26 protein-coding genes and 1 pseudogene are annotated in these 26,361 nt (G+C 67.0%); 11 read left to right on the top strand and 16 right to left on the bottom strand.

Translation table 11 applies throughout. The features are described from left to right. The first annotated feature begins 50 nt into the window (after positions 1–50). Positions 51–2,207, top strand: a complete 2,157-nt coding sequence (gene egtB / locus J2X45_RS15615) for an ergothioneine biosynthesis protein EgtB (RefSeq protein WP_310216447.1) — start codon at positions 51–53, stop codon at positions 2,205–2,207. 60 nt (positions 2,208–2,267) lie between these two features. Here the strand turns inward: egtB and J2X45_RS15610 are convergent, their stop codons facing one another. The 7 genes from J2X45_RS15610 to J2X45_RS15580 all read right to left on the bottom strand — a co-directional run bounded on the left by J2X45_RS15610 (position 2,268) and on the right by J2X45_RS15580 (position 8,382). Continuing rightward, positions 2,268–2,471 carry a general stress protein gene (locus J2X45_RS15610; RefSeq protein WP_310216444.1) on the bottom strand — a complete coding sequence of 68 codons (204 nt, stop codon included), beginning with the start codon at positions 2,469–2,471 and terminating at the stop codon, positions 2,268–2,270. Positions 2,472–2,494: 23 nt separating this feature from the next. Beyond that, entirely contained in the window at positions 2,495–2,647 is a 153-nt protein-coding gene (locus tag J2X45_RS15605) for a hypothetical protein (protein WP_310216442.1), read from the bottom strand. Positions 2,648–2,810: 163 nt separating this feature from the next. Then, positions 2,811–3,545, bottom strand: coding sequence for a hypothetical protein (locus tag J2X45_RS15600; RefSeq protein ID WP_310216744.1), 735 nt, complete (start codon positions 3,543–3,545; stop codon positions 2,811–2,813). 115 nt (positions 3,546–3,660) lie between these two features. Continuing rightward, entirely contained in the window at positions 3,661–5,085 is a 1,425-nt protein-coding gene (locus J2X45_RS15595) for an ATP-binding protein (protein ID WP_310216440.1), read from the bottom strand. Next, positions 5,082–5,846, bottom strand: a complete 765-nt coding sequence (locus J2X45_RS15590) for a response regulator (protein ID WP_310216438.1) — start codon at positions 5,844–5,846, stop codon at positions 5,082–5,084. The genes J2X45_RS15595 and J2X45_RS15590 overlap by 4 nt, the downstream gene beginning before the upstream one ends. An 89-nt stretch (positions 5,847–5,935) precedes the next feature. After that, a complete protein-coding gene (locus J2X45_RS15585; protein WP_310216436.1) occupies positions 5,936–6,652 on the bottom strand; it encodes an MBL fold metallo-hydrolase in 717 nt (238 codons plus the stop codon). A 101-nt stretch (positions 6,653–6,753) separates the two neighbouring features. After that, on the bottom strand, positions 6,754–8,382 hold the full coding sequence (locus J2X45_RS15580) for an amino acid permease (protein ID WP_310216433.1): 1,629 nt from the start codon (positions 8,380–8,382) through the stop codon (positions 6,754–6,756). Positions 8,383–8,481: 99 nt separating this feature from the next. Between J2X45_RS15580 and hrpB the strand changes: the two genes are divergently transcribed. Together hrpB and J2X45_RS15570 are read left to right on the top strand one after the other, a co-directional pair. Beyond that, positions 8,482–10,953, top strand: a complete 2,472-nt coding sequence (gene hrpB, locus J2X45_RS15575; RefSeq protein ID WP_310216432.1) for an ATP-dependent helicase HrpB — start codon at positions 8,482–8,484, stop codon at positions 10,951–10,953. Between the two features lie 8 nt (positions 10,954–10,961). Beyond that, a pseudogene (locus J2X45_RS15570) lies at positions 10,962–11,102 on the top strand (hypothetical protein); the annotation flags it as partial. 42 nt (positions 11,103–11,144) lie between these two features. Here the strand turns inward: J2X45_RS15570 and J2X45_RS15565 are convergent. The 3 genes from J2X45_RS15565 to J2X45_RS15555 are packed head-to-tail and all read right to left on the bottom strand — an operon-like array spanning position 11,145 to position 14,298. Continuing rightward, positions 11,145–11,936, bottom strand: coding sequence for an RNA methyltransferase (locus J2X45_RS15565; protein WP_310216429.1), 792 nt, complete (start codon positions 11,934–11,936; stop codon positions 11,145–11,147). A gap of 5 nt (positions 11,937–11,941) precedes the next feature. Then, positions 11,942–12,841, bottom strand: coding sequence for a class I SAM-dependent methyltransferase (locus J2X45_RS15560; protein ID WP_310216426.1), 900 nt, complete (start codon positions 12,839–12,841; stop codon positions 11,942–11,944). 17 nt (positions 12,842–12,858) lie between these two features. Next, positions 12,859–14,298, bottom strand: coding sequence for a glycosyltransferase (locus J2X45_RS15555; protein ID WP_310216424.1), 1,440 nt, complete (start codon positions 14,296–14,298; stop codon positions 12,859–12,861). A 201-nt stretch (positions 14,299–14,499) separates the two neighbouring features. Here J2X45_RS15555 and J2X45_RS15550 point away from each other — a divergent pair, with 201 nt between their 5' ends. The 4 genes from J2X45_RS15550 to J2X45_RS15535 are packed head-to-tail and all read left to right on the top strand — an operon-like array spanning position 14,500 to position 17,684. Then, the gene (locus J2X45_RS15550; RefSeq protein ID WP_310216422.1) at positions 14,500–15,135 is read left to right on the top strand and encodes a TetR/AcrR family transcriptional regulator; all 636 of its coding nucleotides are present in this window, start codon (positions 14,500–14,502) and stop codon (positions 15,133–15,135) included. A gap of 4 nt (positions 15,136–15,139) precedes the next feature. Further along, positions 15,140–15,946: an ABC transporter substrate-binding protein gene (locus J2X45_RS15545; RefSeq protein ID WP_310216421.1), complete on the top strand. Its 807-nt coding sequence runs from the start codon at positions 15,140–15,142 to the stop codon at positions 15,944–15,946. Continuing rightward, the gene (locus J2X45_RS15540; RefSeq protein ID WP_310216418.1) at positions 15,889–16,929 is read left to right on the top strand and encodes an iron ABC transporter permease; all 1,041 of its coding nucleotides are present in this window, start codon (positions 15,889–15,891) and stop codon (positions 16,927–16,929) included. The genes J2X45_RS15545 and J2X45_RS15540 overlap by 58 nt, the downstream gene beginning before the upstream one ends. Continuing rightward, positions 16,926–17,684 carry an ABC transporter ATP-binding protein gene (locus tag J2X45_RS15535; protein ID WP_310216414.1) on the top strand — a complete coding sequence of 253 codons (759 nt, stop codon included), beginning with the start codon at positions 16,926–16,928 and terminating at the stop codon, positions 17,682–17,684. The genes J2X45_RS15540 and J2X45_RS15535 overlap by 4 nt, the downstream gene beginning before the upstream one ends. 3 nt (positions 17,685–17,687) lie before the next feature. Here J2X45_RS15535 and J2X45_RS15530 read toward each other — a convergent pair whose 3' ends face one another. Then, the gene (locus tag J2X45_RS15530; RefSeq protein ID WP_310216411.1) at positions 17,688–19,787 is read right to left on the bottom strand and encodes a lytic transglycosylase domain-containing protein; all 2,100 of its coding nucleotides are present in this window, start codon (positions 19,785–19,787) and stop codon (positions 17,688–17,690) included. 256 nt (positions 19,788–20,043) lie between these two features. On the opposite strand from J2X45_RS15530, the gene dapA reads away from it, so the two are divergent. Together dapA and smpB are read left to right on the top strand one after the other, a co-directional pair. After that, positions 20,044–20,928: a 4-hydroxy-tetrahydrodipicolinate synthase gene (gene dapA / locus J2X45_RS15525; RefSeq protein ID WP_310216408.1), complete on the top strand. Its 885-nt coding sequence runs from the start codon at positions 20,044–20,046 to the stop codon at positions 20,926–20,928. Continuing rightward, positions 20,928–21,386, top strand: a complete 459-nt coding sequence (gene smpB, locus J2X45_RS15520) for an SsrA-binding protein SmpB (protein WP_310216405.1) — start codon at positions 20,928–20,930, stop codon at positions 21,384–21,386. Before dapA ends, smpB begins: the two co-directional genes overlap by 1 nt. 3 nt (positions 21,387–21,389) lie before the next feature. On the opposite strand, the gene J2X45_RS15515 is transcribed toward smpB, so the two are convergent. The 5 genes from J2X45_RS15515 to J2X45_RS15495 all read right to left on the bottom strand — a co-directional run bounded on the left by J2X45_RS15515 (position 21,390) and on the right by J2X45_RS15495 (position 24,547). After that, complete coding sequence (locus J2X45_RS15515) at positions 21,390–21,539, bottom strand: hypothetical protein (RefSeq protein WP_310216402.1); 150 nt, start codon at positions 21,537–21,539, stop codon at positions 21,390–21,392. 75 nt (positions 21,540–21,614) lie between these two features. Then, on the bottom strand, positions 21,615–21,809 hold the full coding sequence (locus J2X45_RS15510; RefSeq protein WP_310216399.1) for a hypothetical protein: 195 nt from the start codon (positions 21,807–21,809) through the stop codon (positions 21,615–21,617). Between the two features lie 130 nt (positions 21,810–21,939). Further along, on the bottom strand, positions 21,940–22,935 hold the full coding sequence (locus J2X45_RS15505; protein WP_310216397.1) for a DUF2891 domain-containing protein: 996 nt from the start codon (positions 22,933–22,935) through the stop codon (positions 21,940–21,942). After that, positions 22,932–23,888 carry a DUF979 domain-containing protein gene (locus J2X45_RS15500; protein ID WP_310216395.1) on the bottom strand — a complete coding sequence of 319 codons (957 nt, stop codon included), beginning with the start codon at positions 23,886–23,888 and terminating at the stop codon, positions 22,932–22,934. The genes J2X45_RS15505 and J2X45_RS15500 overlap by 4 nt, the downstream gene beginning before the upstream one ends. Continuing rightward, complete coding sequence (locus J2X45_RS15495) at positions 23,885–24,547, bottom strand: 5-oxoproline transporter, DUF969 family subunit (RefSeq protein ID WP_310216393.1); 663 nt, start codon at positions 24,545–24,547, stop codon at positions 23,885–23,887. Before J2X45_RS15495 ends, J2X45_RS15500 begins: the two co-directional genes overlap by 4 nt. A 154-nt stretch (positions 24,548–24,701) precedes the next feature. Between J2X45_RS15495 and J2X45_RS15490 the strand changes: the two genes are divergently transcribed. Further along, the gene (locus tag J2X45_RS15490; protein ID WP_310216390.1) at positions 24,702–25,475 is read left to right on the top strand and encodes a class II aldolase/adducin family protein; all 774 of its coding nucleotides are present in this window, start codon (positions 24,702–24,704) and stop codon (positions 25,473–25,475) included. Positions 25,476–25,513: 38 nt separating this feature from the next. Further along, complete coding sequence (locus J2X45_RS15485) at positions 25,514–26,263, top strand: hypothetical protein (protein WP_310216740.1); 750 nt, start codon at positions 25,514–25,516, stop codon at positions 26,261–26,263. Positions 26,264–26,361 lie beyond the last annotated feature (98 nt).

Below are 26,361 nucleotides of genomic sequence, written 5' to 3'. Positions count from 1 at the left end.
GTTGTCGTCGCTGGGCGTCGGCGATGCTGGCTGGCCCTTCAGGAGCGCCCATGACCCCCGACGACATGCCCATGGTGGGCTTCGCCCCTGCCGTTGAGACCCTGGCGGACCGCTACTTCACGGTGCGGCGTCGCACTGAGAGCCTGGCCGCGCCGCTATCGCCGGAAGACCAGAGCGCGCAGTCAATGCCCGACGCCAGTCCGACCAAATGGCATCGCGCGCACACCACCTGGTTCTTCGAGACGTTTCTGCTGACGCCCTTCATGCCAGGCTACCAAGTCTACGATCCCGCCTTTGGCTACCTGTTCAATTCTTACTATGAGGCGGTGGGGCCTAGGCAGCCGCGCCCTCAGCGGGGACTGCTCACCCGGCCCACGGCGGCCGAGGTCGGAGCTTATCGCGCCCATGTCGACGCAGCGATGGCGCGGCTGCTGGCTGGTCGATCTACGCCAGAGATTAGCGAGCGCCTTGAGCTTGGTCTGGCACATGAAGAGCAGCATCAAGAGCTGATCCTGATGGATATTCTACACCTCTTCGCCCAGTCGCCGCTCAATCCCGCCTACCTCCCCGCCACGCCCAAGAGCCATGTCGATCCGGGCCCGCAGACATTTCACCGGTTCCCGGGCGGTCTCGTCGAGATCGGAGCGCGTGACACGGGCTTCGCCTTCGACAACGAAAGGCCGCGCCACAAGGCCTATGTCGCGCCGTTCCGGCTGGCCGATCGTCTCGTCACCAACAGCGACTGGTTGGCCTTTATGGCCGCAGGAGGCTACAGCCGCGTCGAGTTCTGGCTGTCCGACGGCTGGGCCTTAGCGCGCGCCGAAGGTTGGGAAGCGCCCGGCTATTGGCGGCGTGAGCAGGACGGTTGGAGCACGATGACGCTGCAGGGCCGCCGGCCCGTCGATCCGCACGCACCGGTCGTCCATGTCAGTTATTACGAGGCCGCCGCCTTCGCCGCCTGGTCTGGGCGTCGCCTGCCCACCGAGTTCGAATGGGAGGCGGCTGCGAGCGCCGGGGGCGGACCGGCGCCACGTCAGCTCTTTGGAGAGGTCTGGCAATGGACCTCCAGCGCCTATGCGCCATACCCTGGTTTCCGGCCAGGATCAGGCGCGCTGGGCGAGTACAACGGCAAGTTCATGGTCAACCAGATGACCTTGCGCGGGGGCTGCTCCGCTACGCCGCCTAGCCATTCGCGGATAACCTACCGCAACTTCTTCCATCCCGGCAGCCGGTGGATGTTCGCGGGCGTGCGCCTCGCAGACGACGATCGGTTGTCAGCAGTGACGAGGGACAACCGCTTTCTCGATGAGGTTGTCGCGGGCCTTTCCGCCGAGCCGAAGTCGTTGCCCGCCAAGTATTTCTACGACGCCGAGGGTTCGCGCCTGTTCGAGGCGATCTGCGAGCTCCCGGAGTACTATCTGACCCGGACCGAGACCGCTCTGCTCTCGCAGATCGCGCCGCATCTGGCGGCGCTGATCCCGGACGGCGCTGCGCTGGTCGAGTTCGGTAGCGGGGCCAGCACCAAGACCCGCATCCTGTTGGACGCTGCGCCGCAGGTGGCCGTCTACGCACCCATCGACATCAGCCCCAGCGCCCTGGACGCAGCCGCCGAAAGCTTGCGAAGCGCCTATCCCGAGCTCGTCATCGCGCCACTGGTCGACGACTTCACGCGGGCCATGGATCTGCCCGAGGGTGCGAAGGGCCGCGCCCCGGTGGGCTTCTTCCCCGGATCGACGATCGGGAACTTCCCTCCGGACGAGGCCGAGGCGCTTCTACGTCATGCGCGGACGCTCTTGGGCGAGGGGGCGATGTTCATCGTCGGTGCGGACGTCGCCAAGAGTCCCGATGTTCTCGTGCCTGCCTATGATGACGCCCAGGGCGTGACTGCGGCCTTCAATCGCAACATCCTCTCCCACATCAATCGGGCCTTGGGTGGAAACTTCGATCCCCAGGCCTTTGAGCATCGAGCGATATGGAACGCCGAGGCGAGTCGGATCGAGATGCACCTGGAAAGCCAAGGGGACCAGATCGTCATGGTGGGCGACCATGGTTTCCGTTTCGCGGCTGGAGAGACCATCCACACCGAGAATTCCTACAAGTACCGGCCAGAGGTCTTCGAGGCGATCGCCGCGCGGGCGGGTTGGACCATCGCTGAGCGTTGGATCAACGAAGATCCGACCTTCGCAATCTACATTCTCGCGGCGTAGCGCGCATGCGAAGACGCGCCAGCTCCACAGGGAGCCGGCGCGTCTTGCTTTTGGCGCTGGCTAGAGCGAGCGGTCGTCGCGCCCGCCACGCGAGGATGATCCACCCTTGCGACCGGCGTTGGCGGCCAGATCTCGATCCTTTGCGAAACTGCGTTTCTCGCTGGGCACGCTAGCTCCGCCCTTTCTGGCGATCTCGCGTCGGCGCTCGGGATCCATGGCGGCGAAACCGCGACGGCCGCGGGGACGTTCGCTATCGGTGTCCATTTGAGGCTCCTAGTGGGGACTGGTCACAGGCGGTACGCGCGGGAAGCCACGCCATAGGGACGGTCGTCCCCGGGATCGACCGGTGGCGAGGTCGGGGGCTCCTCGACGGGTACGGCGCCGGGCTCGTACTCGGGCGGCTTGGGCTCGGTCGGAGGCGGGGCGTCGGGGTCGGTCACTGGCGTCGTTTCCTCTGCGTTCCAGTGAAGTAACCAGTGAAGCCGCGTTCGGTTCACCGCTTGGGCGGACTAATTGTCCTCTGTCGATCTCCAGCAGACGACAGCGTCGGCCCGCCACAGCCTCTCAAGCGCAGTAGATCGCCGGTCATCGCCGGGGAAACCATCAGCCGCGCGAACCGCCGCCCCGACCGTCGGAACCACGCTTTCCATTCAGTCCCGGCCCGCCGCTGCGTCCAGGCCGCAAACCCCTCTGCGCCGGGGTCTCTGGCAGTTCTGCAAGATGGAGCAGACCATCTCTATCGGCGTCCAGCAGCGCGAAGCGGGTCTTGGCGGCCTTCGTGGCCTCGTCGCGGGTGATCCGTCGGTCGAAGTCGCCGTCGGACGCCATCACGGGCTGCGGTTCGGCGATGAGACCGTAAAGCGTCGCGCCTTGCAGCACACTCACGCCCTGTCGTCCCCGCCGAGGCGCGTCGCCGCCCTGTTGTCCGCTGCCCATCGGTCCGTGACGCAGCGTGTCAGGCGCGGGCCCGCCGAGGATCTCTGGCGCAATCCGATTCTCGTAGGCGGACACCTCAAACCCGTCGATCACGCCGCTGCGATCCGCATCGAGGATCGCGAAGAAGCGCAGAGCGTCGGCGACGAACTCTTCGCGGCTGAGCACGCCGTCCCGGTTTCCGTCCGCGCCGGAAAACCATGTTCCGACGGGGTAGGGCGCGTTGGGAGGCGCGCGGAACGGTTCGCCAGCGGGGCTTATGAAAAGCTGCGGACCATGGAGGTCATGTCCCGGACCCGACCCTTCGGCGAGACCAAGGGGTGCGGCGGCTCCGCCTTGCGGCGCGCTCGCGCACGCAGTGAGGATCAGGGCGAGGGCGACTGTCGATCCAAGGGGACGAAGCATCTTTTGGGGGCCTCCAAGCTGTACGGCAATGGAGACCACAAGCTTGGCCTTGAGATGACCGGATGGATGGGGCGACCGTCAGGGGCGAAACAATACGGGCGCGTTCCCGCCGCAATCATGCGGGGAGCTTGACCGTCGCCGTCAGCCCGCCGCCCCGGCGGTTGGCCAGGGTCACATCGCCGCCGTGCGCCCGCGCCAGGGAGCGCACGACCGCCAGTCCCAAGCCGATCCCGCCGGTCTCGCGGTTCCGCGAGGGTTCACGGCGGTAGAAGGGCTCGAAGACCCGCTCAAGCTCGGCCGGCGGCACGCCGGGTCCGTCATCGTCGATCTCGATGATCGCCATGCCGTCCTCCGAGAAGACCCGCCCGCGCGCTCGGCCGCCGTACTTCAGCGCGTTCTCGACCAGGTTCGAGACGAGCCGCTTCAACGCGACGGGGTCGCCTTCAATGACGGTCTTCTCAGCCCGCTCGACCGTCGTGTCGCCGCCCGTCTCGGCCGCTTCGTCCATCACGCTTTCCAGCAGCGAAGAGAGCTCCAGTTTGGTGCGTTCGGCGGGTCGGTTGGTGTCACGGACAAAGCCGAGCGTCGCAGAGATCATGGCTTCCATCTGATCGATGTCGGCGGCCAGCTTGGGGCGGATGTCTTCCGGAACCGCCTCAATGCGGAACTTCAGGCGCGTCAACGGCGTGCGCAGGTCGTGCGCGATCGCGCCGACCATGGCGGTGCGGTCCTCGACATAACGCCGCAGGCGCTCCTGCATCATGTTGAAAGCGTTGGCGGCGGCCACGACTTCGCCGGAGCCGGTAATGCTAAGCGGCGGCGTGCGAGGGTCTTTGCCAAGCCGTTCGGCGGCGTCGGCGAAAGCGGTGATCGGTTGCGCCAACCGCCTTGCGAACAGCCAGGCCAGCGGCGTCACGGCGATCACAGACAAAAGCAGGATCAACAGGATACGCTGCTGCCAGCTATCGAAGCGCAGGGTGGGTTTGGGTTCGACCACAAGCCAGTGGCCGTCGCTCTGACGGACCCCAACCTTGAAATCGCCAAAGATCAGCGGCTCGTCGCGTCCCTGCGCGCCCCGAGCGTTGGCCGAGCCTGGAGCTGCGCCTTCGCGTGCAAAAGGTTCGCGTTGACCCGGCTGACCATTCGGGGCCGGCGGCGGCGCATCCGAGCGGGGAGGCGTCACCGGAGTCCGGCGAACGAAGAAGCGCGGGCCGTTGTCGATCTGCAGCTCGACGCGATTGGCGGGCACGCCCAGCGCCTTGCCGATCCCGGCCTTGAAGTCGGCCCGGCGCGGTGTATCCGGGCTTCCCGCACGGATCGAGCCGCCGCGCTTGACGACCAGGAGACGCCCATCCCGCGGCTGGACCGACTGCCCCGTCTTCAACGCTTTCACGATCTCGCTGGAGCGATAGAACTCCGGCGGCGGCGGGGGCAGGGTGAAGATCACCGCGATCGAGATCAGTTGCGCCGCCACCAGGGTGACGATCAACAGTTCCAGCGCCTGCACGAACAGCGGCGCGCCGCGCCGGGAAAGTATCATGGCGTGCGCACAACCTTGGCGGTGAACATGTAGCCTTCGCTGCGAATGGTGCGGATCAGTTCGCTGCCCCCGCCATCATCGAGCTTACGACGAAGACGGCTGATCTGGACGTCGATCGCGCGGTCATACGCGTCGCTGTCTCGACCCCTAGCGAGGTCCAGGAGTTGGTCGCGGGTCAGGACACGTTGGGGGCGCTCCACAAAGGCGCGCAGCAGCGAAAACTCACCGCTCGATAGGTTCACCACGACCGATTGCGGCGAGCGCAGCTCGCGACGGACGAGGTCGAGGCGCCAGCCGGCGAATTCGCAGGCCGCGCCCATCGCGTCATCGACAGCCCTGGGTTCTTGGCGACGGCGAAGCACGGCGCGGACGCGGGCCAGAAGCTCACGAGGATTGCAGGGCTTGGGCAAATAGTCGTCCGCCCCAAGCTCAAGGCCGACGATCCGGTCGGTTTCTTCGCCCATCGCTGACAGCATGATGATCGCCGGCCCGTCCGGCGTGGCGGAGAGGCGACGGCAGATCGCCAATCCGTCTTCGCCGGGGAGCATGACGTCGAGAACGATCAGATCAATCGGTCCGCGCGCCAGCACCTGTTCCATGGTTCGCCCATCCTGAGCGCTTTCGACCATGTAGCCATGCTTGGCCAGAAAGTCGGAGACCACGTCTCGGATGCCCGGATCGTCGTCGACGATCAGAATGCGAGAGGTCGCGCCACGCGCGGTCTCGAACTCGCCTTGGATGGAGTTTTGGACGTTTTCCATGCCAATTCCCTGTCACGTCCCCGTCACGTTGTGATTTCACGGCTGAAACAGCCGCGCAACCCAGTCCGCGACCGGACGTCTCTGGCCCGTCAACCCGGCGAGTTGTTCTTCGGGATAGCGAACCCCGCGCCCTTGGCCTTCATCGCCGCGACCACCCGATCGCCGACAAAGGGATTGCCGCGACGTTCGGCCCCGAAGGTCGACATCGGACCGTGGCCCGGCACGAAGCGAACATCGTCGCCCAGCGGCCAGAGCTTCTGCGTGATCGAATCGATCAGATCCTGGTGGTTGCCCATCGGAAAGTCGGTGCGGCCGATCGACCCCTGGAACAAGACGTCGCCGACCTGGGCGAACTTGGTCTCACGGTGAAAGAACACCACGTGTCCGGGCGTGTGACCGGGACAGTGAAAGACCTCGAACTCCGTCTCGCCTAGAGTGACCTTGTCGCCGTCGTCCAGCCAACGGTCGGTGACGAAGATACGGGCCTCGGGGATTCCGTACATCTCGCCGCTTTCCTGGATGCGGTCGATCCAGAACTGGTCGTCCTTGTGCGGGCCCTCGATCGGAACGCCCGTCCGCGCCTTCAACTCGGCCGCGCCGCCCGCATGGTCCATGTGGCCATGGGTGATCCAGATCTTCTCCAGGGTCAGGCCCTTGTCGGCGATGGCCTTGAGCAGACGGTCGACCTCGCCGCCGGGATCGATGACAGCGGCCTTCATCGTCTTCGCGCACCAGACGATCGTGCAGTTCTGCTGCAGCGGGGTGACCGGGGCGATCACGGCGCCGATCGGCATGGTCTGGGTCATGGAAACTCCTTGCAAGGCCCAAGCATAGACGCAGGTCCCGCCCAAATGAAGAAGGCCCGGGATCGCTCCCGGGCCTTCTCTTATCCGCAGAGGCCGCGTGCTTACTTCACGTCGTCCACGCCACGACCCATCGCCTCGGCGGGCGAGTTCATGTCGGTGTCCTCGGTGATGTCGATGCCCTTGGCCAGCTTCGAGTGCCAGAAGCCGTAGGCGATGTAGATCACAGCGCCGACGGCGGCGTATCCGCCCAGGATCATCAGCGGCAGCGGGTTGTCGTTCATCGCGTGAACGATCATCGGCTGGAAGTTCTGGTAGGCCAGGAACAAGCAGGCCGCGATACCCAGAGCCGCCGTGAACATGCCGCCCGGAACCTTGAACGGACGCGGCAGGTCAGGGTGCTTGATGCGCAGATAGATCACCGACAGGCAGACGATCGAGAAGGCGACAGCCGTACCCAGCGAGACCAGATCGCCCAGCAGGCTGATCGGGAGGAACGAGGCGGCGATAGCGATCACGACGCCCAGCAGGATGGTGCCCATCCAGGGGGTACGGAACTTCGGGTGGATTTCGGCGAACACCTTCGGCAGCAGGCCGTCACGGGCCATGGTGTAGAAGATGCGGGTCTGCCCGTAGCACAGCACCAGCATGACCGAGGACAGGCCGGTGATGGCGCCGATCTTGATGGCGAAGCTGATCAGGTTCAGCTTGCCGCCTTCAGCGGCGGCGAACGGAACGTCAGCCCATTCCAGGCCCATGCGGTCGATGGCGACGGCGATCGGGGCCGGGCTGGCCAGTTCACGGAAGGGGACAACGCCGGTCATGACGGCCGCGACGGCCATGTAGATCAGAGTGCAGATCACCAGGGCGCCCAGGATGCCGATCGGCACGTCGCGCGAGGGGTTCTTGGCCTCGGCGGCGGCGGTCGAAACGGCTTCGAAGCCGACATAGGCGAAGAAGATGATGGCGGCGCCGCGGAAGATGCCGCCGATGCCGAACTCGCCGGGCTGACCGGTCGGTTCGGGGATGAAGGGGTGCCAGTTGGCCGGATTGATATACTGCGCGCCGACCGCGATGAACGTCACCAGCACGATCACCTTGATGACCACGATGGCGTTGTTGACGTTGGCGGACTCGCTGACGCCGACGACCAACAGGGCCGAAACCATGGCGATGCCGATAGCGGCCACCAGGTTCAGCGTGCCGGTCATGGCGAACATCGTGCCGCCGCCGGGCGCGGCCACGGCCTGGATCAGCGGGGTCGCCCACATCGGGGCGTCAGCGCCCGCGACCTGGATCATCGGGAAATTGATCCCCAATGCGTGCAGGGTGCTGACGACATAGCCCGACCACCCGACCGCCACCGTCGAGGCGGCCACGCCGTACTCGAGCACAAGCAGCCAGCCCATGATCCAGGCGAAAACCTCGCCCAGCGTACCGTAGGCGTAGGTATAGGCGGAGCCCGAAACCGGCATGGTCGAGGCCAGTTCAGCGTAGCACAGGCCGGCCAGGGCGCAGGCGATGCCCGCGACGATGAACGACAGCATGATGGCAGGACCGGCGTTGGCCGAGGCCACCTGACCCGTCAGCACGAAGATGCCGGCGCCGATGATCGCGCCGACGCCCAGGCTCATCAGGTTGATGGGACCCAGCGTACGCTTAAGCTGGCTATGAGCGGCTTCCTTCTGGATGCTCGCAATCGACTTTTTCAAAAATAGCCTGTTTCCGGCCATGTGTGCGTTTCCCCAACGACCAGCGAACCCCCGCCGGTCAGGCATTGGGGGCGGACGTTAGTCAGAGAGGCGTCGTCGCGCAACGCCTTGCGGTGACGGATGCGATTTCAGGGGCTATGCCTCCACCCAATGCTGCCTATCGAGAATGTCCTGCCCGCGCTCAAGGCGGCGCTGCTCGCAAACAACGCGACCGTGCTGGTCGCGCCCCCTGGCGCTGGCAAGACCACCGCCGTTCCCTTGGCCTTGCTGGACGCGCCGTGGGTCGAGGGACGCAAGATCATCGTGCTGGAGCCGCGTCGCCTGGCGGCGCGTGCTGCGGCCGCGCGCATGGCGTCCAATCTGGGCGAATCCGTCGGCGATACGGTGGGTTTCCGCGTGCGGCTTCAGTCGAAAGTCTCGGCTCGTACGCGGATCGAGGTGGTCACCGAGGGCGTCTTCACGCGAATGATTCTCGACGATCCCGGTCTGGACGGGGTCGCCGCCGTGCTGTTCGACGAGTTTCACGAGCGCAGTCTCGACGCGGATCTGGGCTTGGCCTTCGCCCGCGACGTCCAGAGCGTTCTGCGTGAAGATCTGCGCCTGCTCATTATGTCAGCGACGTTGGACGGCGCCCGCATTTCATCACTTTTGAATGAGGCGCCGGTCGTCGAGAGCCAGGGCCGCATGTTCCCGGTCGACACGCGCTACCTCGGCCGCGACGAGCGCCAGCGACTCGAAGAGCGCGTCGGGCGCGCGGTCGAGCGGGCCCTAGCCGAGGAGGCGGGCTCGATCCTCGTATTCCTGCCCGGTCAGGGCGAGATCCGGCGGGCTGAGAGCTGGTTGAACGAGCGCCTGCGCCGGCCCGACGTCGATATCGCGCCGCTGTATGGCGCACTGGAGCCGGCGGCGCAGGATCGCGCGATCTCGCTGGCCCCGGCGGGCCGCCGCAAGGTCGTGCTGGCGACCTCAATCGCCGAGACCAGCCTGACCATCGAGGGCGTGCGCGTCGTGATCGATGTAGGCTTGGCCCGCGTGCCGCGCTTTGATCCTGCCTCGGGCATCACGCGGCTTGAAACCGTGCGCGTCAGCCGCGCGGCCGCCGACCAGCGACGAGGCCGCGCCGGGCGCACCGAGCCGGGTGTCTGCTACCGCCTGTGGGACGAGCCTGAGACCCGGTCGCTGCCGGCCTTCGCCCGGCCGGAAATTCTGGAGGCGGACCTGTCGCGCCTGGCGTTGGATCTGGCGCGCTGGGGGACCAAGGACCCTAGCGGCCTGACCTTCCTGGACCCGCCGCCCGCCGCCGCCTTCGCCGAGGCGCGGACCTTGCTGAACCGCATCCAGGCCCTCGACGCCCAGGGCGACCTGACCGCCCACGGCAAGGCGCTCGCCGACCTGCCGCTGCCGCCGCGTCTGGCGCACATGGTCGCGCGCGGCGCGGCCTCGGGTCAGGCCCGCGAAGCGGCCGAGATCGCCGCCGTGCTGACCGAGCAAGGGCTGGGCGGCCGCGATATCGACCTGCGACGGCGGCTGGAGGGCCTGCACCGGGATCGCTCGCCGCGCGGCCGCGACGCCATGGCGCTGGTCGAGCGATGGGCGCGCGCGGCGGGCAAACCTTCCGGCGCCAAGCCGCTCGAGATTGGGTTGCTGTTGGCCGAGGCCTATCCCGAGCGGGTGGCCAAGGCGCGCGGCAAGCCCGGCGAGTTCCAGCTGGCCGGCGGGCGCGGCGTCTATCTGGAGCCGGCCGATCCGCTGGCGCGCGAGGCCTGGCTGGCGGTCGGCGAGCTGGGCGGCGGCGACAGCCGCGACCGCATCCTGCTGGCCGCCGCCATCGACGAGGCGGACCTTCGCGAGACTTTCGCCGATCGCCTGGTCGCCGAGGATCGCCTGGAGACCACCGGCGGTAAGGTGCGCGCCAAGCGCCTGCTGCGCTTGGGCAAGCTCGTCCTGGAAGAGCGGCTGGTTGAGAATCCGGACACGGCGATGATCGCGGCCGCTCTGATGGACCAGGTCCGCGCCGAGGGGCTGTCGGCCCTGCGTCTGGGCGAGCGGGGCAGGGCGCTGCTGGACCGCGTGGCCTTCCTGCGCGTCGTCGACAGCGACGACTGGCCCGACCTGTCGGAGCCCGCCCTGATCGAACGGCTCGACGAGTGGCTGGAGCCGCTGCTGGCGGGGCGCTCGTCCCTGTCCAGCCTGGACGAGGGGACGCTGCACGATGCGCTGAAGACGCTGGTGCCGTGGGACCTGCAGCGGAAGATGGACGCGCTGCTACCGGCCCGCTTCGAGGCGCCGACGGGCAACAGCTTCGCCATCGACTATTCCGCCGAGGGCGGACCCCGCGTCGACGTGCGGGTCGGCGAGCTCTACGGCCTCTCAGAACACCCCAGCGTGGCCGGCGGCAAGGTGCCGCTGACGCTCTCGCTGCTGTCGCCCGCCCACCGTCCGATCCAGATCACCAAGGACCTGCCCGGCTTCTGGAAAGGCTCGTGGCGCGAGGTAAAGGTCGAGATGAAGGGGCGCTATCCCCGGCACGTGTGGCCGGACGATCCGGCGAGCGCCGCGCCTGTGACGCGGGCGAAGCCGCGGGGAACTTGATTGGGTCCGCTTTTGACCCTGGTCGGACGTTCGGAAAATTCTCCCCCCAGAGGGGGAGGAGGCCGAAGGCCGGAGGGGGAAGTCCTGCTGAGCCGGTTTCTTCCCCCTCCGTCGGCTTCGCCGACACCTCCCCCGCTGGGGGGAGGATTTGGTCTTATATCCACCCATAGCAGCCGTTCAGCCGCCGTCCGCTACCCCGTCACCGTATAGATCATGATCCCCGTCGCCACCGACAGGTTCAGGCTGTCGGCCCGGCCGCGCATCGGGATCTTGACGTTGACGTCGCACGCCGCCGCCAGTTCCGGCGGCAGGCCCTGTTGCTCGTTGCCCATCAGGATCAGCGAGGGCTTCACATAGTCGGCGGACTTGTGGTCGACCGTGGCGGTCAGCAGGGTGCCCACCACGCTGCCGGGCCAGGTTTCGCGCCAGGCCAGGAACTCGGGGATCGTGGCCTTGGCGATCTTCACGGCGAAGATCGAGCCCATGGTCGCGCGCACGCCCTCGACCGAATAGGGATCGACGCAGTCGCCGACCAGGATCACCCCGCCGCAGCCGGCCGCATCAGCGGTGCGGATCACTGTGCCGAGATTGCCGGGGTCGCGGACGGCCTGCATGGCCACCCAGCACGGCGCGCTTTCCGGGACGATGGCCGACAGTGGCGTGAACACCTGGCGGAACACGGCGACCACGGCCTGCGGGTTGTCGCGGCGCGAGACCTTCTCGAGGATTTCGCGATTGACCTCAATGACTTCGCCGCCGGCCTTGAGGCACGCAGCGACGGCCTTCTTCAGCATCGGATGGTCGGCGGCGTCGGGGCCGTACATGACGATCTTGGGCGCGTGGCCACAGTCGATCGCCTCGATGACGATCTTCAGGCCCTCGGCCAGGAACAGGCCGCTCTCCTCGCGCTCCTTGCGCATGTGCAGGGCGCGGACGGCCTTGACGGTGGTGTTGGTCAGGGAGGTGACGGTCTTGGTGCTCATGTCCCTCAGCCTTCAGACGACCAGCGGGCGAAGAACGACAGGCCGATCTGACGGTCGCCCTTTTCTTCGACGAGGGACAGCTCGCCCCAGTCGATGACGCCGCTGCGGCCTTGCAGCTCCTGGGCCAGCAGACCCGACATCGCCGCGCCGGAGACGCGGGCGGCGTAGGCGTTCATCAGCAGGAACGAGGCGTCGTCGCTCAGCAGGGTGGCGCAGTCCTTGGTGAGGGCGGCCAGATCCTCGAACAGGCGCCAGACCTCGCCGTCGGCGCCGCGACCGAACTTGGGCGGGTCCAGAATGATGCCGTCGTAGGTGTTGCCGCGCCGGACCTCGCGGGCCACGAACTTGCGGGCGTCCTCGACGATCCAACGGATCGGCTTGTCGGCTAACCCTGCAAAGGCGGCGTTCTCGCGGGCGAAGCCGACCGACTTCTTGGAGGCGTCCACATGGGTGACGGCCGCGCCGGCGGCGGCGCAGACCAGCGAGGCCACGCCCGTATAGCCGAACAGATTCAGCACCTTGGGCTGGGCTTTGAAGGCCCGCACGCGCTCGTCCTGCCAGGCCCAGTTGGCCGCCTGCTCGGGGAAGAAGGCCAGGTGGCGGAACGGCGTGAACTGGCCATGGAACTTGGCCTTGCCCCAGGCCAGATCGAACTTCTCGATCGGCTTGCCCTTGAACCGCCAGCGGCCCGCTTCGTCCTCGTCGGTGGGGTCGAAGACGGCGTCGGCGTTGTTCCAGACCTTCTGGTCCAGGCGCGGCGCCCAGAAGCACTGCGGCTCGGGGCGCACGACGGTGTAGCGGCCGTAGCGCTCCAGCTTCTTGCCGTGGCCGCTGTCGAGCAGGGCGTAGTCGGCCCAGCCGGTGGTGCGCATGACGATGGGGGCGGGGGCGATCTTGGGAGCCATCGCCCGCCCATACCGCCTTACGGGTGGCGAGGTCCAGAGCGCGGGACATGCAGTGTCTTGTCCCAGCGGTGCGGCGCGACGATGAACTGGTGCAGCGCCTTGACCGCCGCAAGGCTCTGGCAAAGCCAGTAGGCGGGCATGCCCAGCAGGTGCAGCCACTTCGGTCGGCCGCCCGCGCGTAAAACGCCTCTTGCCCCTGCGATGGCCGCAGAGCTCCAGCCCAGGAGGTAAAGTGTCAGATCGTGGGGTGGGACCTGAAAGGCGGCATCGGGCAGAAAGTCGATGAGCGCCCACGCGACAGCCACCGCCATGACGGGTCCATGGAGATGCGAGGCGGCGACCGACTGCGCCAGGGTCAGGACCAGCGCGATGGCGTTGCGCGGTTGTGTGGGGAGCGGACCGCGCGCGTGCACGGCCAGCGTCTGCATATGACCCTTGATCCAGCGCGCCCGCTGCGGAAACCACTGCTCCGGCGTCGTCGGAGCGGTTTCCCAGGTGGGACGCCGGATCACGTCGAGACGATAGCCCGCCGCTGCGAGGCGAAATCCGATGTCTGCATCCTCGGTCACATTGTATGGGTCCCAGGCGCCAATCTCGCGTAGAGGACCGACCTTGAAATGATTGCTGGTTCCGCCGAGCGGAAACGGCAGACCCCATCGCGCGAGGGCCGGGAGCAGCACCTCGAAGTGAGCAGCGTACTCCAGCCGAAACTGTGAAGGTAGAAACAGGGAAAAGCCTGGGTCCTCGATCCTGAGCGGCGCTTGAAGGCAGGCGAGGCTGGCGTCCGAAGCGGCGAACCGGGCCGCCGCCTCGCGTAGTTGCTGCGGGTCCGGCATGTCCTCGGCGTCGTAGATCACCACCAGATCGCCCCGCGCGCGCTCGAGAGCGTAGTTGCAGGCGCGAGGTTTGGTTCGGGGTGTTCCGGGCGGAACGACCAGCACCTGTATGAAGCTCGGCAAGTCCAGCGCTCGAGCGGCGGCGCGGGTGATCTCGTCGTCAGCTTCGAGTACGATCAACGCCTGCAAGCGATCTTGCGGATAGTCGATCGCAGCCAGACTCTCGACAAGCTCTGGCAGCACCTCCGCCTCGCGATACAGCGGAGTGATGATGGTATAAGTCGGAAGATCAGCCTCGGGCTGCGGCGCCGGCGCTCTGCCGGAGGGCAGGCGTGTCATCGCTGCCGCGAGACGGGTCAGTCCCCCCAGCAGGAAGATGGCAAAGAACAGATGGTGCGCCGCCGCGAAGGCCGTCATCGGCGCGAGGGCGACACCAAGCGCTGCGAGTAGCCCCGCGATGACGACCCCTGCGACTTGCGTCTGGGACAGGGGACGATGAGCGCCGTCGCGTTCGGGTGCGCTGATGACGAAAGCGTCCGCGATCGTTTCAATGTGGTCGACGGACACAGGTCCGCTCGCCGGCGCCAGCGCCGGTTCCAGCCGTCTGTCTTCGCGCGCCATGGATGCCCCTGAATACGCCGATCGCCCCAACGGAAGCAGATAACGGAATCTCAACCAGAAAGTGTCAAATGAAAAAACACTCGTTTTAGGCTGCTGTGGATGAAGCGCCTGACACAGGCGCGGGCGCAACGCACTGGGTTGCGACGGCTGAGTGATTCCCGTTTAGTGTTCTCCGGGGGATACTGAGGGGAAGCTAGGTCCGTGACCGTCGTTTTGAAAAAGCCGCACAAGTCCGCGCGAAAGCCCAAGGGCGACGGGCACTTGCGCCGGGGCGAGATCCTGGCCGCGGCTGAAAAGATCTTTATCGCCGAGGGCTATTCCGGCGCCACCATCCGCAAGATCGCCGACGCCGTGGGGGTGTCCTCCACCGCGCTTTACATGCACTTCCGCGACAAGGATCAGATCCTGCTGGAGATCAGCAACGATGCGATCGAGCGTCTGCTGGACCTCAATACTCAGATCGCCGGACAACCGATCGATCCGGTCTCGCGGGTGCGCCTGATGCTCGAGGCGTACATGCGCTTCGCGCTCGACAACCCCAACACCTACCAACTGGTGTTCTGCAGCACAGGCGATCACGTTACGTCCGACAAGATCGGCGAGACCATGGCTTTGGGTGACCGCTGCTTCGAGAAGTTCAGCGAGCCGGTCCATGAGATCGCCGCTCAAGGGCGTCTGCGGTCAGGCTCGGCGGTCCAGGCGGCGGAAGTGCTGTGGAGCGGCTGCCACGGTTTGGTCTCCTTGCTGATCACCAAGCCCTCGCGGGGGTGGTCGGAGCCGGAACAGTTGATGAAAGTGATGCTGGACGGGCTGCTGCACGGTCTGGTCTCGGACTGAGATCGTGAACGCCGGCAAGGCCCTTCGCGCCCTCGCGGCGGCGATCGCGCTCGTCCCAGCTGGGGCGTGGGCCGCGCCGCGCGTGATGTCGCTCGACTCATGCGCGGACCAGTACGTGCTGGCCCTGGCGCCTCGTGAAGCGATCGTCGGCCTCTCGCACCGGGCGGTCGCGCCTGACAGCTACCTGCGCGACAAGGCTGCTGGCCTTCCGCTGCGCCGGGCCACGTTCGAGAGCCTTGTGTCCGCGCGACCGCAACTGGTGGTGCGGCTATGGGGCGGCGATGCGCGTCTGACGAAGGCGTTGCAGGCCAAGGGCGTCACCACGGTCACTCTGGATGACGCGACCGACTTTGACGGGGTTCGCGCCAATGTCCGCAAAGTCGCCGTCGCGCTGGATCGTCGACCGGAAGGCGAGGCGCTGATCGCCGCCATGGATACGCGCCTCAACGCCGCCGCCGGCGCGGGCAGGGGGCGTGAGGCGCTTTATCTGACCCCAGGCGGCTATACGGCCGGCGCCAACACCCTCATCGATGCGATGCTGCGGGCGGCGGGCTATGCGAACGCGACCAAGGCGCCGTATTTCGCGGCTGTGTCTCTGGAGCAGATGGTCATGACGCCGCCGGCCGCCGTCGTGCTGGGCATGTTCGATCGCGCCCGGGCCGGCGCGGATCGCTGGGGACCGGGACGCCACGCGGCGCTGCGGCGGGCGGTGGAGACGCGCGCCGTCGCCGAGCTTCCCGCCGCCCTGGTCGGATGCCCCGGCTGGTTTGCCGCAGAGGGCGTGGTGGTGCTTGCGAAGGTCGCCCGATGAGCCTGCCGCGCCTGTGTCTACTCATGGTCGCCGCGCTGGCGCTGGGGTCTGTACTGGCCGTCACGCTGGGCGAGACGAGCTTTTCCCTTCAGCAATATGGCCAAGCGTTGTTTCAGCCTGGCTCCCCGCCGGCTGAAGTGCTGTGGTCGATCCGTGCGCCGCGCGTCTCGGTTGCGGCCCTGGTGGGCGCGGGGCTGGGCATGGCGGGGGCGACCATGCAGGGGCTGCTGCGCAACCCGCTCGCGGATCCCGGAGTGCTGGGCGTATCGGCCGTATCGGGCCTCGGCGCGGCCTTTGCGATCTCGGCGGGACTGGCGGTCTTGCCTGGGGCCGTCGAGCTCTCGGCCCTGGCCGGCGCTCTGGTCGCCGGCGCGCTGGTGGTGATCGTCGCCGCCCGCTTTCGAGAGCCTGAAGCGCTGATCCTCTTCGGCGTATCGCTGTCGGCTTTCGGCGGAGCGTTGACGGCCCTGGTGTTCAATCTCTCGCGGTCGCCGGTGGCGACGGCCGAGATGTTGGCCTGGTTGATGGGCTCGGTCGAGAACCGCGACGCCATGGACGCGCTGCGGGCGGCGGCGCCGATGGCGCTGGGCGCCGCGCTGTGTCTGCGTGCCGGCGCGGGGCTGCGGATGCTGACCCTGGGCGAGGAGGCGGCCCGGATGTCGGCGCTGCCGATGGCGCGGCTCCGGGTTTATGCGGTGGCCGGCTCGGCCTTGCTAACGGGCGCAGCGGTGGCCGCCTCGGGCGTGATCGGCTTTGTGGGCCTGGCCGCGCCGCATCTGGTGCGGGCGCTGGTCAGGGACGATCCTAAGCGCATCCTCTGGCCCGCCGCCCTGGCCGGCGCGCTCCTGGTGGTGCTCGCGGACCTCGCCGCGCGGATGATCCCGACCGAGCAGGAGTTGAAGCTTGGCGTCGTCACCGCGCTGTTCGGCGCGCCGGCCTTCGCTTTGCTCGCCTGGCGCGTTGCGCGGAGCTGGCGATCATGAGCGCGCTATGGGCGCTGCACGGTCTCTCTGTGCGACAGGGACGCAAGACGGTGGTCGATACCACTGCGTTGAGCGTCAGCGCCGGGGAGTTGGTCGGCGTCGTCGGCCCCAACGGCGCGGGCAAGACCAGTCTTTTGCGCGGCGGACTTGGACTTTTGCCGGCGGTTGCGGGTGAAGCGCTTCTGTCCGGCCAGGAGGTGAAGCATCTTGCCCCAGAGGCCCGTGCGAGCTTGGTCGGCTACCTGCCGCAGGATCGCCGTTTGGCCTGGAATGCGCCGGCCCGGATGGTCGCGGCTCTCGGCGCCAGCGATCTCGGCGACGCCGCAGCCGATTCTCTGGCGCTGGCGTGCTTGGCGAGGGTCGGCGCGCGAGAACTCGCCGATCGTGGGGTGCTGGACATGTCGGGCGGTGAACGTGCGCGCGTGCTGCTGGCGCGTCTTTTAGCGACCCGCGCCCCGCTGCTGGTGGCCGATGAGCCCGTGGCGGGCCTTGATCCCGACGCCCAGCTGCTGACGCTGGACCTGCTGCGGGCAGAAGTCGCGCGCGGCGCGGCCGTCGTCGTCACGCTCCACGACCTTGGCCTCGCCGCTCGGACCTGCGACCGGATCGTCGTGATGTCCCGCGGGCGCGTCGTCGCCGACGCCCCGCCGCGCGAGGCGCTGTCGTCGGCCGTGCTCGCCGAGGTGTTCGGGCTGGACGGCGCGCTGATCGAGACCGAGGCGGGTCTCGTCTTGGCGGCTCGCCGTCGGGCGTGACGCTTAAGGTTGCCCGCTGGTCGTTTCGGCTGACGCGACTGACGGCGTGTAGACGTAGCCGCCGCGCTTGAGCTCCGAGGACAGACTCAGCGGCGTGACGCCGCCGTTCAGACGGGCGCGATAGACCATCGTCGTCTCAAGCGTCCGCATCACGTAGTTGCGGGTCTCGGAGAACGGGATGCACTCGATGAAGTCCAGAGGGTCGGTCGACGCGCCGCGCGGGTCGCCGCATTGGCCAGCCCACTGCGCCGGACGTCCGGGGCCGGCGTTATAAGCGGCGGCGGCCATGATGTAGGAGCCGCTGAAGGTCCTGATCATGTCGCCCAGATACACCGAGCCCAGGCGCATGTTGTACGAGGCGTCGCCGAGGCGGTCGATCGAGTGCGGCTCACCGAGCTTGCGGGCCACGAGGGAGGCGGTGGCCGGCATCAGCTGCATCATGCCGCGCGCGCCGACGCCCGAGCGGGCGGCGGGGTCGAAATTGCTCTCCTGACGGGAGATCGAATAGACGAAGGCTGTCTCCGCCGCGCCGGGACCGGGCGTGAAATGGTGGTCCAGCAGAGGGTAGCCGCGCTCGGGCAGGATGAACCCGCGCTGGGCGGCGGTTCGCACGGCGCGCATCGCCAGATCCTGGTCGCCATAGCCGCGCGCCATGTCGACCAGCAGCGCGGTCTCCTCGGCGTTAGGCAGGGTGTCGTCGATATAGAGAACCAGGCTGCGGAACAGGTCTCGCGCCCCGATGTCGGCCAGCACCCGCGCGGCGCGGACCTGTTCGCGGCCGTAGAAGCGGGCGCGGTCGGCCTGGGTGATGACCGGATCGCGCTCCAGCCGCAGCTCGCGGATCCCCGCCTTCTCGGCGGCCAGTTGGCCATAGAAGGTGGTGATATGGCGTGCGCCCTCGGCGTAGAAAGCTTGAGCCGCGATCGGGTCGCCCTGGGCTTCGGCCGCGCGACCCTGCCAGTAGAGGGCTCGGCCACGGGTGATGGGCGAGGCCCCGACGGCCGCGATCTGAGCAAAGTGGGCGGCGGCCGCATTGGCGTCACGGAGCCGGGTCAGGGCGATCCAGCCAGCGTAAAACTCTGACTCGGCGATATCGGCGGGGGCGAGCGCTCGGGTGTTGTAGGCGGCCGTATAGGCGCCGTTGCTGTCGCCGGCCTTCAGCGCGCCGACGATCAGCAGCTTTCGCTCGCGCCAGATCGCGGTCGAGGCTTCTTCGGTCGGCGGCGCCGGGAAGTTGGCGACCATCGGCAGGGCCAGGGTGTCCATGCCCTTGCGGCGCAGATAGGCGGCGCGCTCGAAGACGACGCCGGGCGAGTCTTGCAGGTCGGGCGTCAGGTTGTTGTAGAGGTCGTTGGCGCTGGCCGAGTTAGCCCGATAGGCCATGCGGACGCGGGCGGCGGCCTGCTGGGTCTCGGACAGCATGGCGACCATCTCGCGGGCCGCCGGGCCTTGCTGACCATAGAGCAGGATATCGGCGCGGCGGACATAGTCGTCCGGGGTCAGCATCGCGCCGAAGCGGGCGATCATGCTGCGCTGGGTGTCGGCCTCGAACACCTTGTCGCGGAAGGTGCGGCGAATGAGGTCGGTGGCCAGCTGGATCTGGCCTGTGGCTTGATAGGCGCTGGCCAGGGCCATGGCGCCCTCGGCCGTGGTCGGCTGGACGCCGCCGAACCAGGCGACCATCCGCGCCGCATCAAGGCCTGAGGTGGAAAGCGCCTTCTCGGCGGCCGCATCGCGCCGGGCGCCGCGCGGCCAGCCGGCGAGATCGCGGCGCGCCGAGTCGAGCTCGAAGAAGCTCAGCGCCTCGGCGTTGCTGTCGACGAGCTGCCACTGAGCGATCTTTCTCGCGATAGGGTCCTGCAGGCTGTCCATCGCTATGCGCGCCCCGGAAACGTCGCCGCGCTTGGCGGCCGCCAGGGCGGTCTGCAGATTGGCCGAGTCTGTGTCGCTGAGCGCCGTCGTCACAGCGGTGGGCGGCGTGGTGATCAGGCCGGGCGCGGTTTGCGCGGAGGCGTAGGACGTCGTCGTCTGGGCGTCAGCGGCCCCAACGATAGTCACGATACACGCTCCTCCGAGCAGCAACCGGCGCATTCCTGAAACCAAAACGCTCTCCTTGCGGTCTCTATAAGACCTCATACTCGAATTCGTCCGTTAGCCCTATGCGGCGATTCAGGCCGCAATAGGGTTCTTAAAGTCGGCCCGCGGGCTTGACCCGGAGGGCTTGGCCCATCAAATCGCACCTGCTCCTTTTGATCCGCACCCAGAGCCGGTTGCAGGTCGGCGGGGCAGGGACATATTGTCCGCCCCCATCGTCCCGCCGCAACACATGCGGCTCCATCCTCACGGCAATTTGCAAGTCATGGTCCAGTCTCACTTCAAGGGCGTCATTCCGGCCCTCATCACGCCGTTTCACAACGGTGAGGTGGACGAGAAAGCCTTCGTCGCGCTGGTCGAGCGTCAGATCGCGGGTGGCGTGCATGGCTTGGTTCCTGTCGGAACCACGGGCGAGACCTCGACCCTGTCGCACGACGAGCATCGTCGTGTCGTCGAGCTGTGCGTGAAGACCACGGCCGGCCGCGTGCCTGTGATCGCCGGCGCGGGCAGCAACTCCACCGACGAAGCGATTGAACTGGCCCGTCACGCCAAGGCCGTCGGCGCTGACGCCTGCCTGGTGGTGACGCCGTACTACAATCGCCCGAGCCAGGAGGGCATGTACCAGCACTACAAGGCGATCAACGACGCCGTCGAGCTGCCGATCTTCGTCTACAACGTGCCGGGTCGCACGGGCGTTGACATCAGTAACGAGACGCTGGAGCGCCTGTCGAAACTGCCGAACATCGTCGGGATCAAGGACGCCACGGGCGACCTCACCCGGATCAGCTTCCAGCGTCTGATGTGCGGTCCTGAATGGGTGATGCTGTCGGGCGATGATCCGACCGCGCTCGGCTACATGGCCCACGGCGGCCATGGGGTGATCTCGGTGACCGCCAACGTTGCGCCGGACGCCTGCTCGGCCTTGATGAACGCCTGCATGCAGGGCGAATGGGAGAAGGGTCTTTACTGGCAGGATCGCCTGGTGCGCCTGCACAAGGCCCTGTTCCTCGACTCGTCGCCCGCGCCGACCAAGTTCGCCATGGCGCAGCTGGGTCTGTGTACGGAAGACGTGCGGCTGCCGATCACGCCTTGCGCCGAAGCGGTGCGTCCGACGATCCTGGAAGCCATGCGCGAGGCTGGTCTGCGCTGATGTCCAAGCCGATCGCTGAAAATCGGCGCGCGCGCTTCGATTACTTTATCGAGGAGACGTTCGAGGCGGGCATCATGCTGACCGGAACCGAGGTGAAGAGCCTGCGGACCGGCCGGGCTAACATCGCTGAGTCCTACGCTTCGGTGGAGGGGCGTGAGATTGTGCTGATCAACGCCGACATCCCGCCCTACGGTCATGCCAATCGCTTCAATCATGAGCCGCGTCGCCACCGGAAGCTGCTGCTGCATCGCCGTCAGATCGACAAGCTGATCGGCGCGGTTCAGCGCGAGGGGCGCACCCTGGTGCCGATCAAGCTCTACTGGAACGACAAGGGTTTGGCGAAGCTGGAGATTGGTCTCGCCAAGGGCAAGAAGCTGCACGACAAGCGCGATACGGCGGCGGAACGTGATTGGCAGCGTGACAAGGCGCGCCTGATGAAGGGCGATCGCGGCGACTGAGGCCTAGTGAAGGCCCATCAGGACAAAGCCGAGCGCCAAGCCCAGGGCGAAAGCGCCTGCGCTGACGATCAAGAAGGTGCGAACCTCGGTCCGCAAGGTCTCACGCGTAATCTGGGCCATACCCGGCTCCGGTTGGCCGCCCCCCGGCGGCAAATCAGTCCCGGATTTGAGGGTAATCCGAACGGGACGCGGGAATTGTCAACGATTGTAAATGCTGCGCCCCGCGCATCAGGCGGCGTGGGGCAGCTCATGCACTTGTGACGGTACGCCCTTGTCGAACAGCGCCCCGCAGATCGCGAGCGCCCGCTGATAGGCGGTCTCAACAGACTCGAAGCGTCCAACTGGGCGGCCGCCTTCGGTGACGACCCAGCCTTCGGAAACCTGGGCGATTTCAATACGTTGGAAATGCGCGGCGTCGAACATGACGACGAGCTCCCTAGAGTGGAGGCGCGCCCTTAGGTTGGGCTCAGGTCGTGCTTAACGCGCGTCTGGTCCAAATCATTGTCAACGATTGTAAAGCTGGTAGCGGTAACGATGTGCTCGCGGGTGGGGCCTAGCCATTCTCGAGCGCCAAGAGGGCGAACGTCGCCAGCCAATGTTCACCCATATAGTCGCCAGAGATATGTGGCACGGCCGCCGCAAGATGGCTCATGGCCGCGTTCACCGCATGCGCTTGACCGGGATCATGCTCTGACATGGATCCCGCCAGCAGGCGCCAACACCAGGCGCGCGAAAGGTTCAGCCCGTCCAGATGGGCGATCTTGCCGTCCGTGCGGTCGCTGACCCGGGCGGGCGTGAACAGGGTCGCCGGCTGCTTATCGGCGAGATTCGGCAGGAAGCGGGGAAACCACAGGTCGAAGCGCTCGCGCGGCAGAAGCCGTCGCATGGCCTCGGCCTCGATCAGGGCCGGAGAGAGGAAGTCGTCGCCGGACGGCTCCCACGCCTGGCAGTCGGCGTCCTGCCCGTACCAGATCAGCGCCCGACTCTGCAGTAGATCGAAGAAGGCCTGATCACCGGTCATTTCGGCGAACTCATAGGCGAGGGCCAGCGCGAAGGCAGTGTTGTAGTGCGTACCGCCGCGAACCGGGTAGTCGGCGATCGGCAGGAAGGTTTCGAACCGTTGCTTGAAGGCAAGGGCCAACGGGGCGTGAATCCGCGCCCAGGGGCGGTCATGCCGCAGGAGTTCGGCCTGCAGCATCAGACTCCAGGCCCAACCGTAAGGACGTTCAAAGCCCCGGCTCTCCGGTCGCGCCAGATAGGCGACCTCGCCGGCGACCTTCTCCTCGGTGAAGGCGTCGTCAAACAGCGCCATGATGGTCGGCGCTTCGGCCATCTCAGGGCGCAGGCGTAGCAGGGTGGCCAGCAGCCAGTAGCCGTGCACGCACGAGTGCCAGTCAAAGCTGCCGTAGAAGATGGGGTGTAGGGCCTGAGGCGACTGCACGTCTTCTGGACCGCCCATCACGTGGTCCAGCTTGTTGGGATACTCGCGGGTCAGGTGGCCCAGCGCGATCTTGGCGAAGCGGGAGGCGGTGGAGCGGGCGAGGCTCATCGGTGGAAGGCCAGGGCGTTCATCAGGATCACGTTGACGATCAGCATCAGGGCGGCCGTGGGCGCTTGGGCGCGGATCACGGCGTAGCGGTCCTTCAACTGCAGCAAGGCGGCGGGCACAAGGTTGAAGTTGGCCGCCAGCGGCGTCAGCAGCGTGCCGCAGAAGCCTGACAGCATGCCGATGGCGCAGACCACGGCGGGATCGCCGCCGAACTGGCCGATCACCAAGGGCAGGGCGATGCCGCCGGTCATCACCGGGAACGCGGCGAAGGCGTTGCCCATCATGATCGTGAACACCGCCATGCCCACGCAGTAGGCCGCGACGGCGGCGAAGCGGCTGTCCGCCGGTGTGATCATGACGGCGATCTCGCCGATCGACTTGCCCACGCCCGCCAGCGCGAACACAGCACCCAGCGCCGCCAGCATCTGCGGCAGCAAGGCGGCCCAGCCGACGAGGTCCATCAGGCGGCGGCCCTCCTGGATCGGCGCGCCAGCGGGTTGCTGGAACATCAGCTTGGAGAGAACCGCCGCGACCAGCGCCGCCAGGGCTAGGGCGATCAGCGTCGCCTGCTTGGGATCGACCAGATGCGCGCCGCCAATGGTCAGGTGCTTGAAGGCCAGTGAGCCGACCAGGACCAACACCGGGATGACCAGGGCGGGCGCATAGAGCTTTATCCCGTAAGCCATGGCCAGGCTCTCCCGCTCTTCCGGCGCGGTGCTCTTTGGCGCACCAACGCCCAGCTGTCCCGCTCCGGCGATGAGGGCCAGGCACAGAACCAAGATCCCGTTACCCAGGTCGCCCAGATGGTCGCCGGCCAGGAAGCTCAGCGCGAACAGGCCCCAGAACGCGGCGTTGCCGAAACGCTTGGGGTTCTCGCGGTCGCCGGCGCTGAGGACGGCGAAGGCTGCGAACATCAGTCCCGAGAGCAGATAGACGAGGGGAAGGCCGATCATGCCGCGTCCTCCGCCTTCGGGGGGAGCCCGCGGTCGAACATCAGCAGTCGCGCGCCGTGGATCAGAAAGGCGGCGATGGCGGTCGGGATCGCCCAGACCGAGAGGGCGAGAGGCTCGACGGTGATGCCGCTCTGATCCAGGAACCCGACGATCAGCAGGATCGAACCGATCGCCAGGAAGATGTCCTCGCCGAAGAAGAGACCGACATTGTCCGTGGCGGCGCTCATGGCTCGAACCTTCTGGCGCTGGTCGTCGGTCAGCGGCTCGGCGGCGGCCTCGGCCATCGGCGCCAGAAGCGGACGGACCGTCTGGGCGTGGCCGGCCACCTGGGTCAGGCCTAGTGCGGCGGCGACCTGCCGAAGAGCCAGATAGGCCAGGAGGATCCGCCCCGCCGTCGCCGCCCTCAGTCCCTGGATCGTGCGCCGCGCCTGCTCTCGCAGGCCCGCGCGCTCGAGCACGCCGATGGCGGGCAGGACGAGCCAGGCGACGCTGACATAACGGTTGGTGTTGAACGCTTTGCCGAACGCGGCCAGCACCTCGAGCGGCGCTAGACCGGCGGCGAGGCCGGACGTCATGGCGGCGGCCACAACGACCAGCAGCGGATTAAAGCGCAGAGCAAAGCCCAGTACGATCACCGCAACGCCCAACAGGGTCAGCATCCCCGGCGACTCCCCCTCATTCCGAGGGGGACCGTCCGACGGCTGAGCCGCGCTGGCAAGCCGATGTCTGCTCTCCGAGGATCAGGTACCCCTTGACGGCCCAGCGCCTCGGCGCGACGCTCAACTCAACAATGATAACCTACGGGAGGCCCCAATGGCCGACGGCGCTATGCCTATCACGTCCCTGAAGGGCAAGGTCAGCGAAGCGGAGTGGCAAGCGCGGGTCGATCTCGCCGCCCTCTATCGTCTCGTGGCCCTGCATGGCTGGGACGACATGATCTTCACCCACATCTCGGCGCGCATTCCTGGCCCCGAGCACCACTTCCTCATCAATCCCTACGGGATGTTCTTCGGCGAGATCACGGCCTCGAGCCTCGTAAAGGTCGATCTCGAAGGCAACGTCATCGACAAGACCCCGTACTACATCAATCCGGCGGGCTTCACGATCCACTCGGCCGTCCACGCGGCGCGCGACGACGCCCACTACGTGATGCACCTTCACAGCGACCAGGGCGTGGCGGTGTCGGCGCACAAGGAAGGTCTGCTGCCGCTGACCCAACACGCGCTAATCGTCTTGCCTCAGCTCGCCTATCACGATTATGAAGGCATTGCGCTCAACCTTGAAGAGCGAGAGCGCATCGTGGCCGACCTCGGCCAGAAGAAGCTGATGATGTTGCGCAACCACGGCACCCTGTCGGTGGGCGCTTCCGCAGCTGAATGCTGGTTGGGGATGTTCTTCCTGGAGCGAGCATGCGCGCAGCAGGTGATGGCGCTTTCGATCGGACGCGAGAACGTCCTGCTGGCCCCCGACGCCGCGCAGGACGAGGTTCGCAAGCAGACAGGCATGGGCATGGGCATGATCGGCGGTCTGGCTTGGCCGGGCTGTCTGCGCAAGCTGGACCGCGAGTCTCCGGGCTACGCCGACTGACCACTGCCTTAGACGTCGCAAAGGCCGCCGTGATCCTGGTGATCGCGGCGGCTTTTTCGTCTCTGGGCGTCGGTGCGGCGACAGCGGGCGCCTGGCCCGTTCCGCCGGGCAAGACGCAGGTCATCGTCAAGTATGAGCGGCAGACCGCCAGTCAGGGTTTCAATGCGCAAGGCCAACGGGTCGACATCAACCGTCGCCGCGACGAAGCGGCTTCCATGTTCGTCGAACACGGCTTGACGGAACGACTGACGCTGCAGGCCAAGGCCGGCGTCACACGCGGGCGCGATCAGTGGGTGGACTATGCGGGCCGAGGGCCGATCGAACTGGGGCTGCGTTGGGCCGTTCGCCAGGACGACCGCTCGACGCTGTCGCTCTATCTTGGAGCCGCCGAGGCGGGCGCCGGGCGAAACGCCGGCTACGCGGCGCCTGGGGAGGGCAGTCTCGATCTGGAGGCGAGGGTGCTCTACGGGCGGTCCGCCGTTTGGCGCGGGAAGCCGGTCTACCTGGACATACAGGCGGCTCGGCTTCGGCGAGAAGGTCTGGCGGACGAGAACCGGCTGGATGTCACGCTAGGCCTCCGGCCGACGCCCAAAACCCTTTTCCTGGCGCAAACCTACGCCGGGCAAGCCGAGCGCGAAGGCCCGGATTCGTGCTGGCTGAAGAGCGAGATCTCGGTCGTCCGCGCGTTCGGCGCCTGGAGCGCCCAAGTCGGCTGGCGAGACACCGTGGCGGGGCGCGAAACCGCCCGAGATCGCGGCGTCGTGCTGGGTGTATGGCGTAACCTATAGCGTATTTCAGTGCTGCAACACACAGTCATCCTGGTGTCACTGGACGTGGGTTTACGGTGCGGTCATATCTCGCCGCGTTTGTCACCCCGCCGAGCTTG

It is taken from the genome of Caulobacter sp. BE264, assembly GCF_031457805.1.
GTDB lineage: Bacteria > Pseudomonadota > Alphaproteobacteria > Caulobacterales > Caulobacteraceae > Caulobacter.
This window is presented reverse-complemented; position numbering and strand designations above follow the sequence as displayed.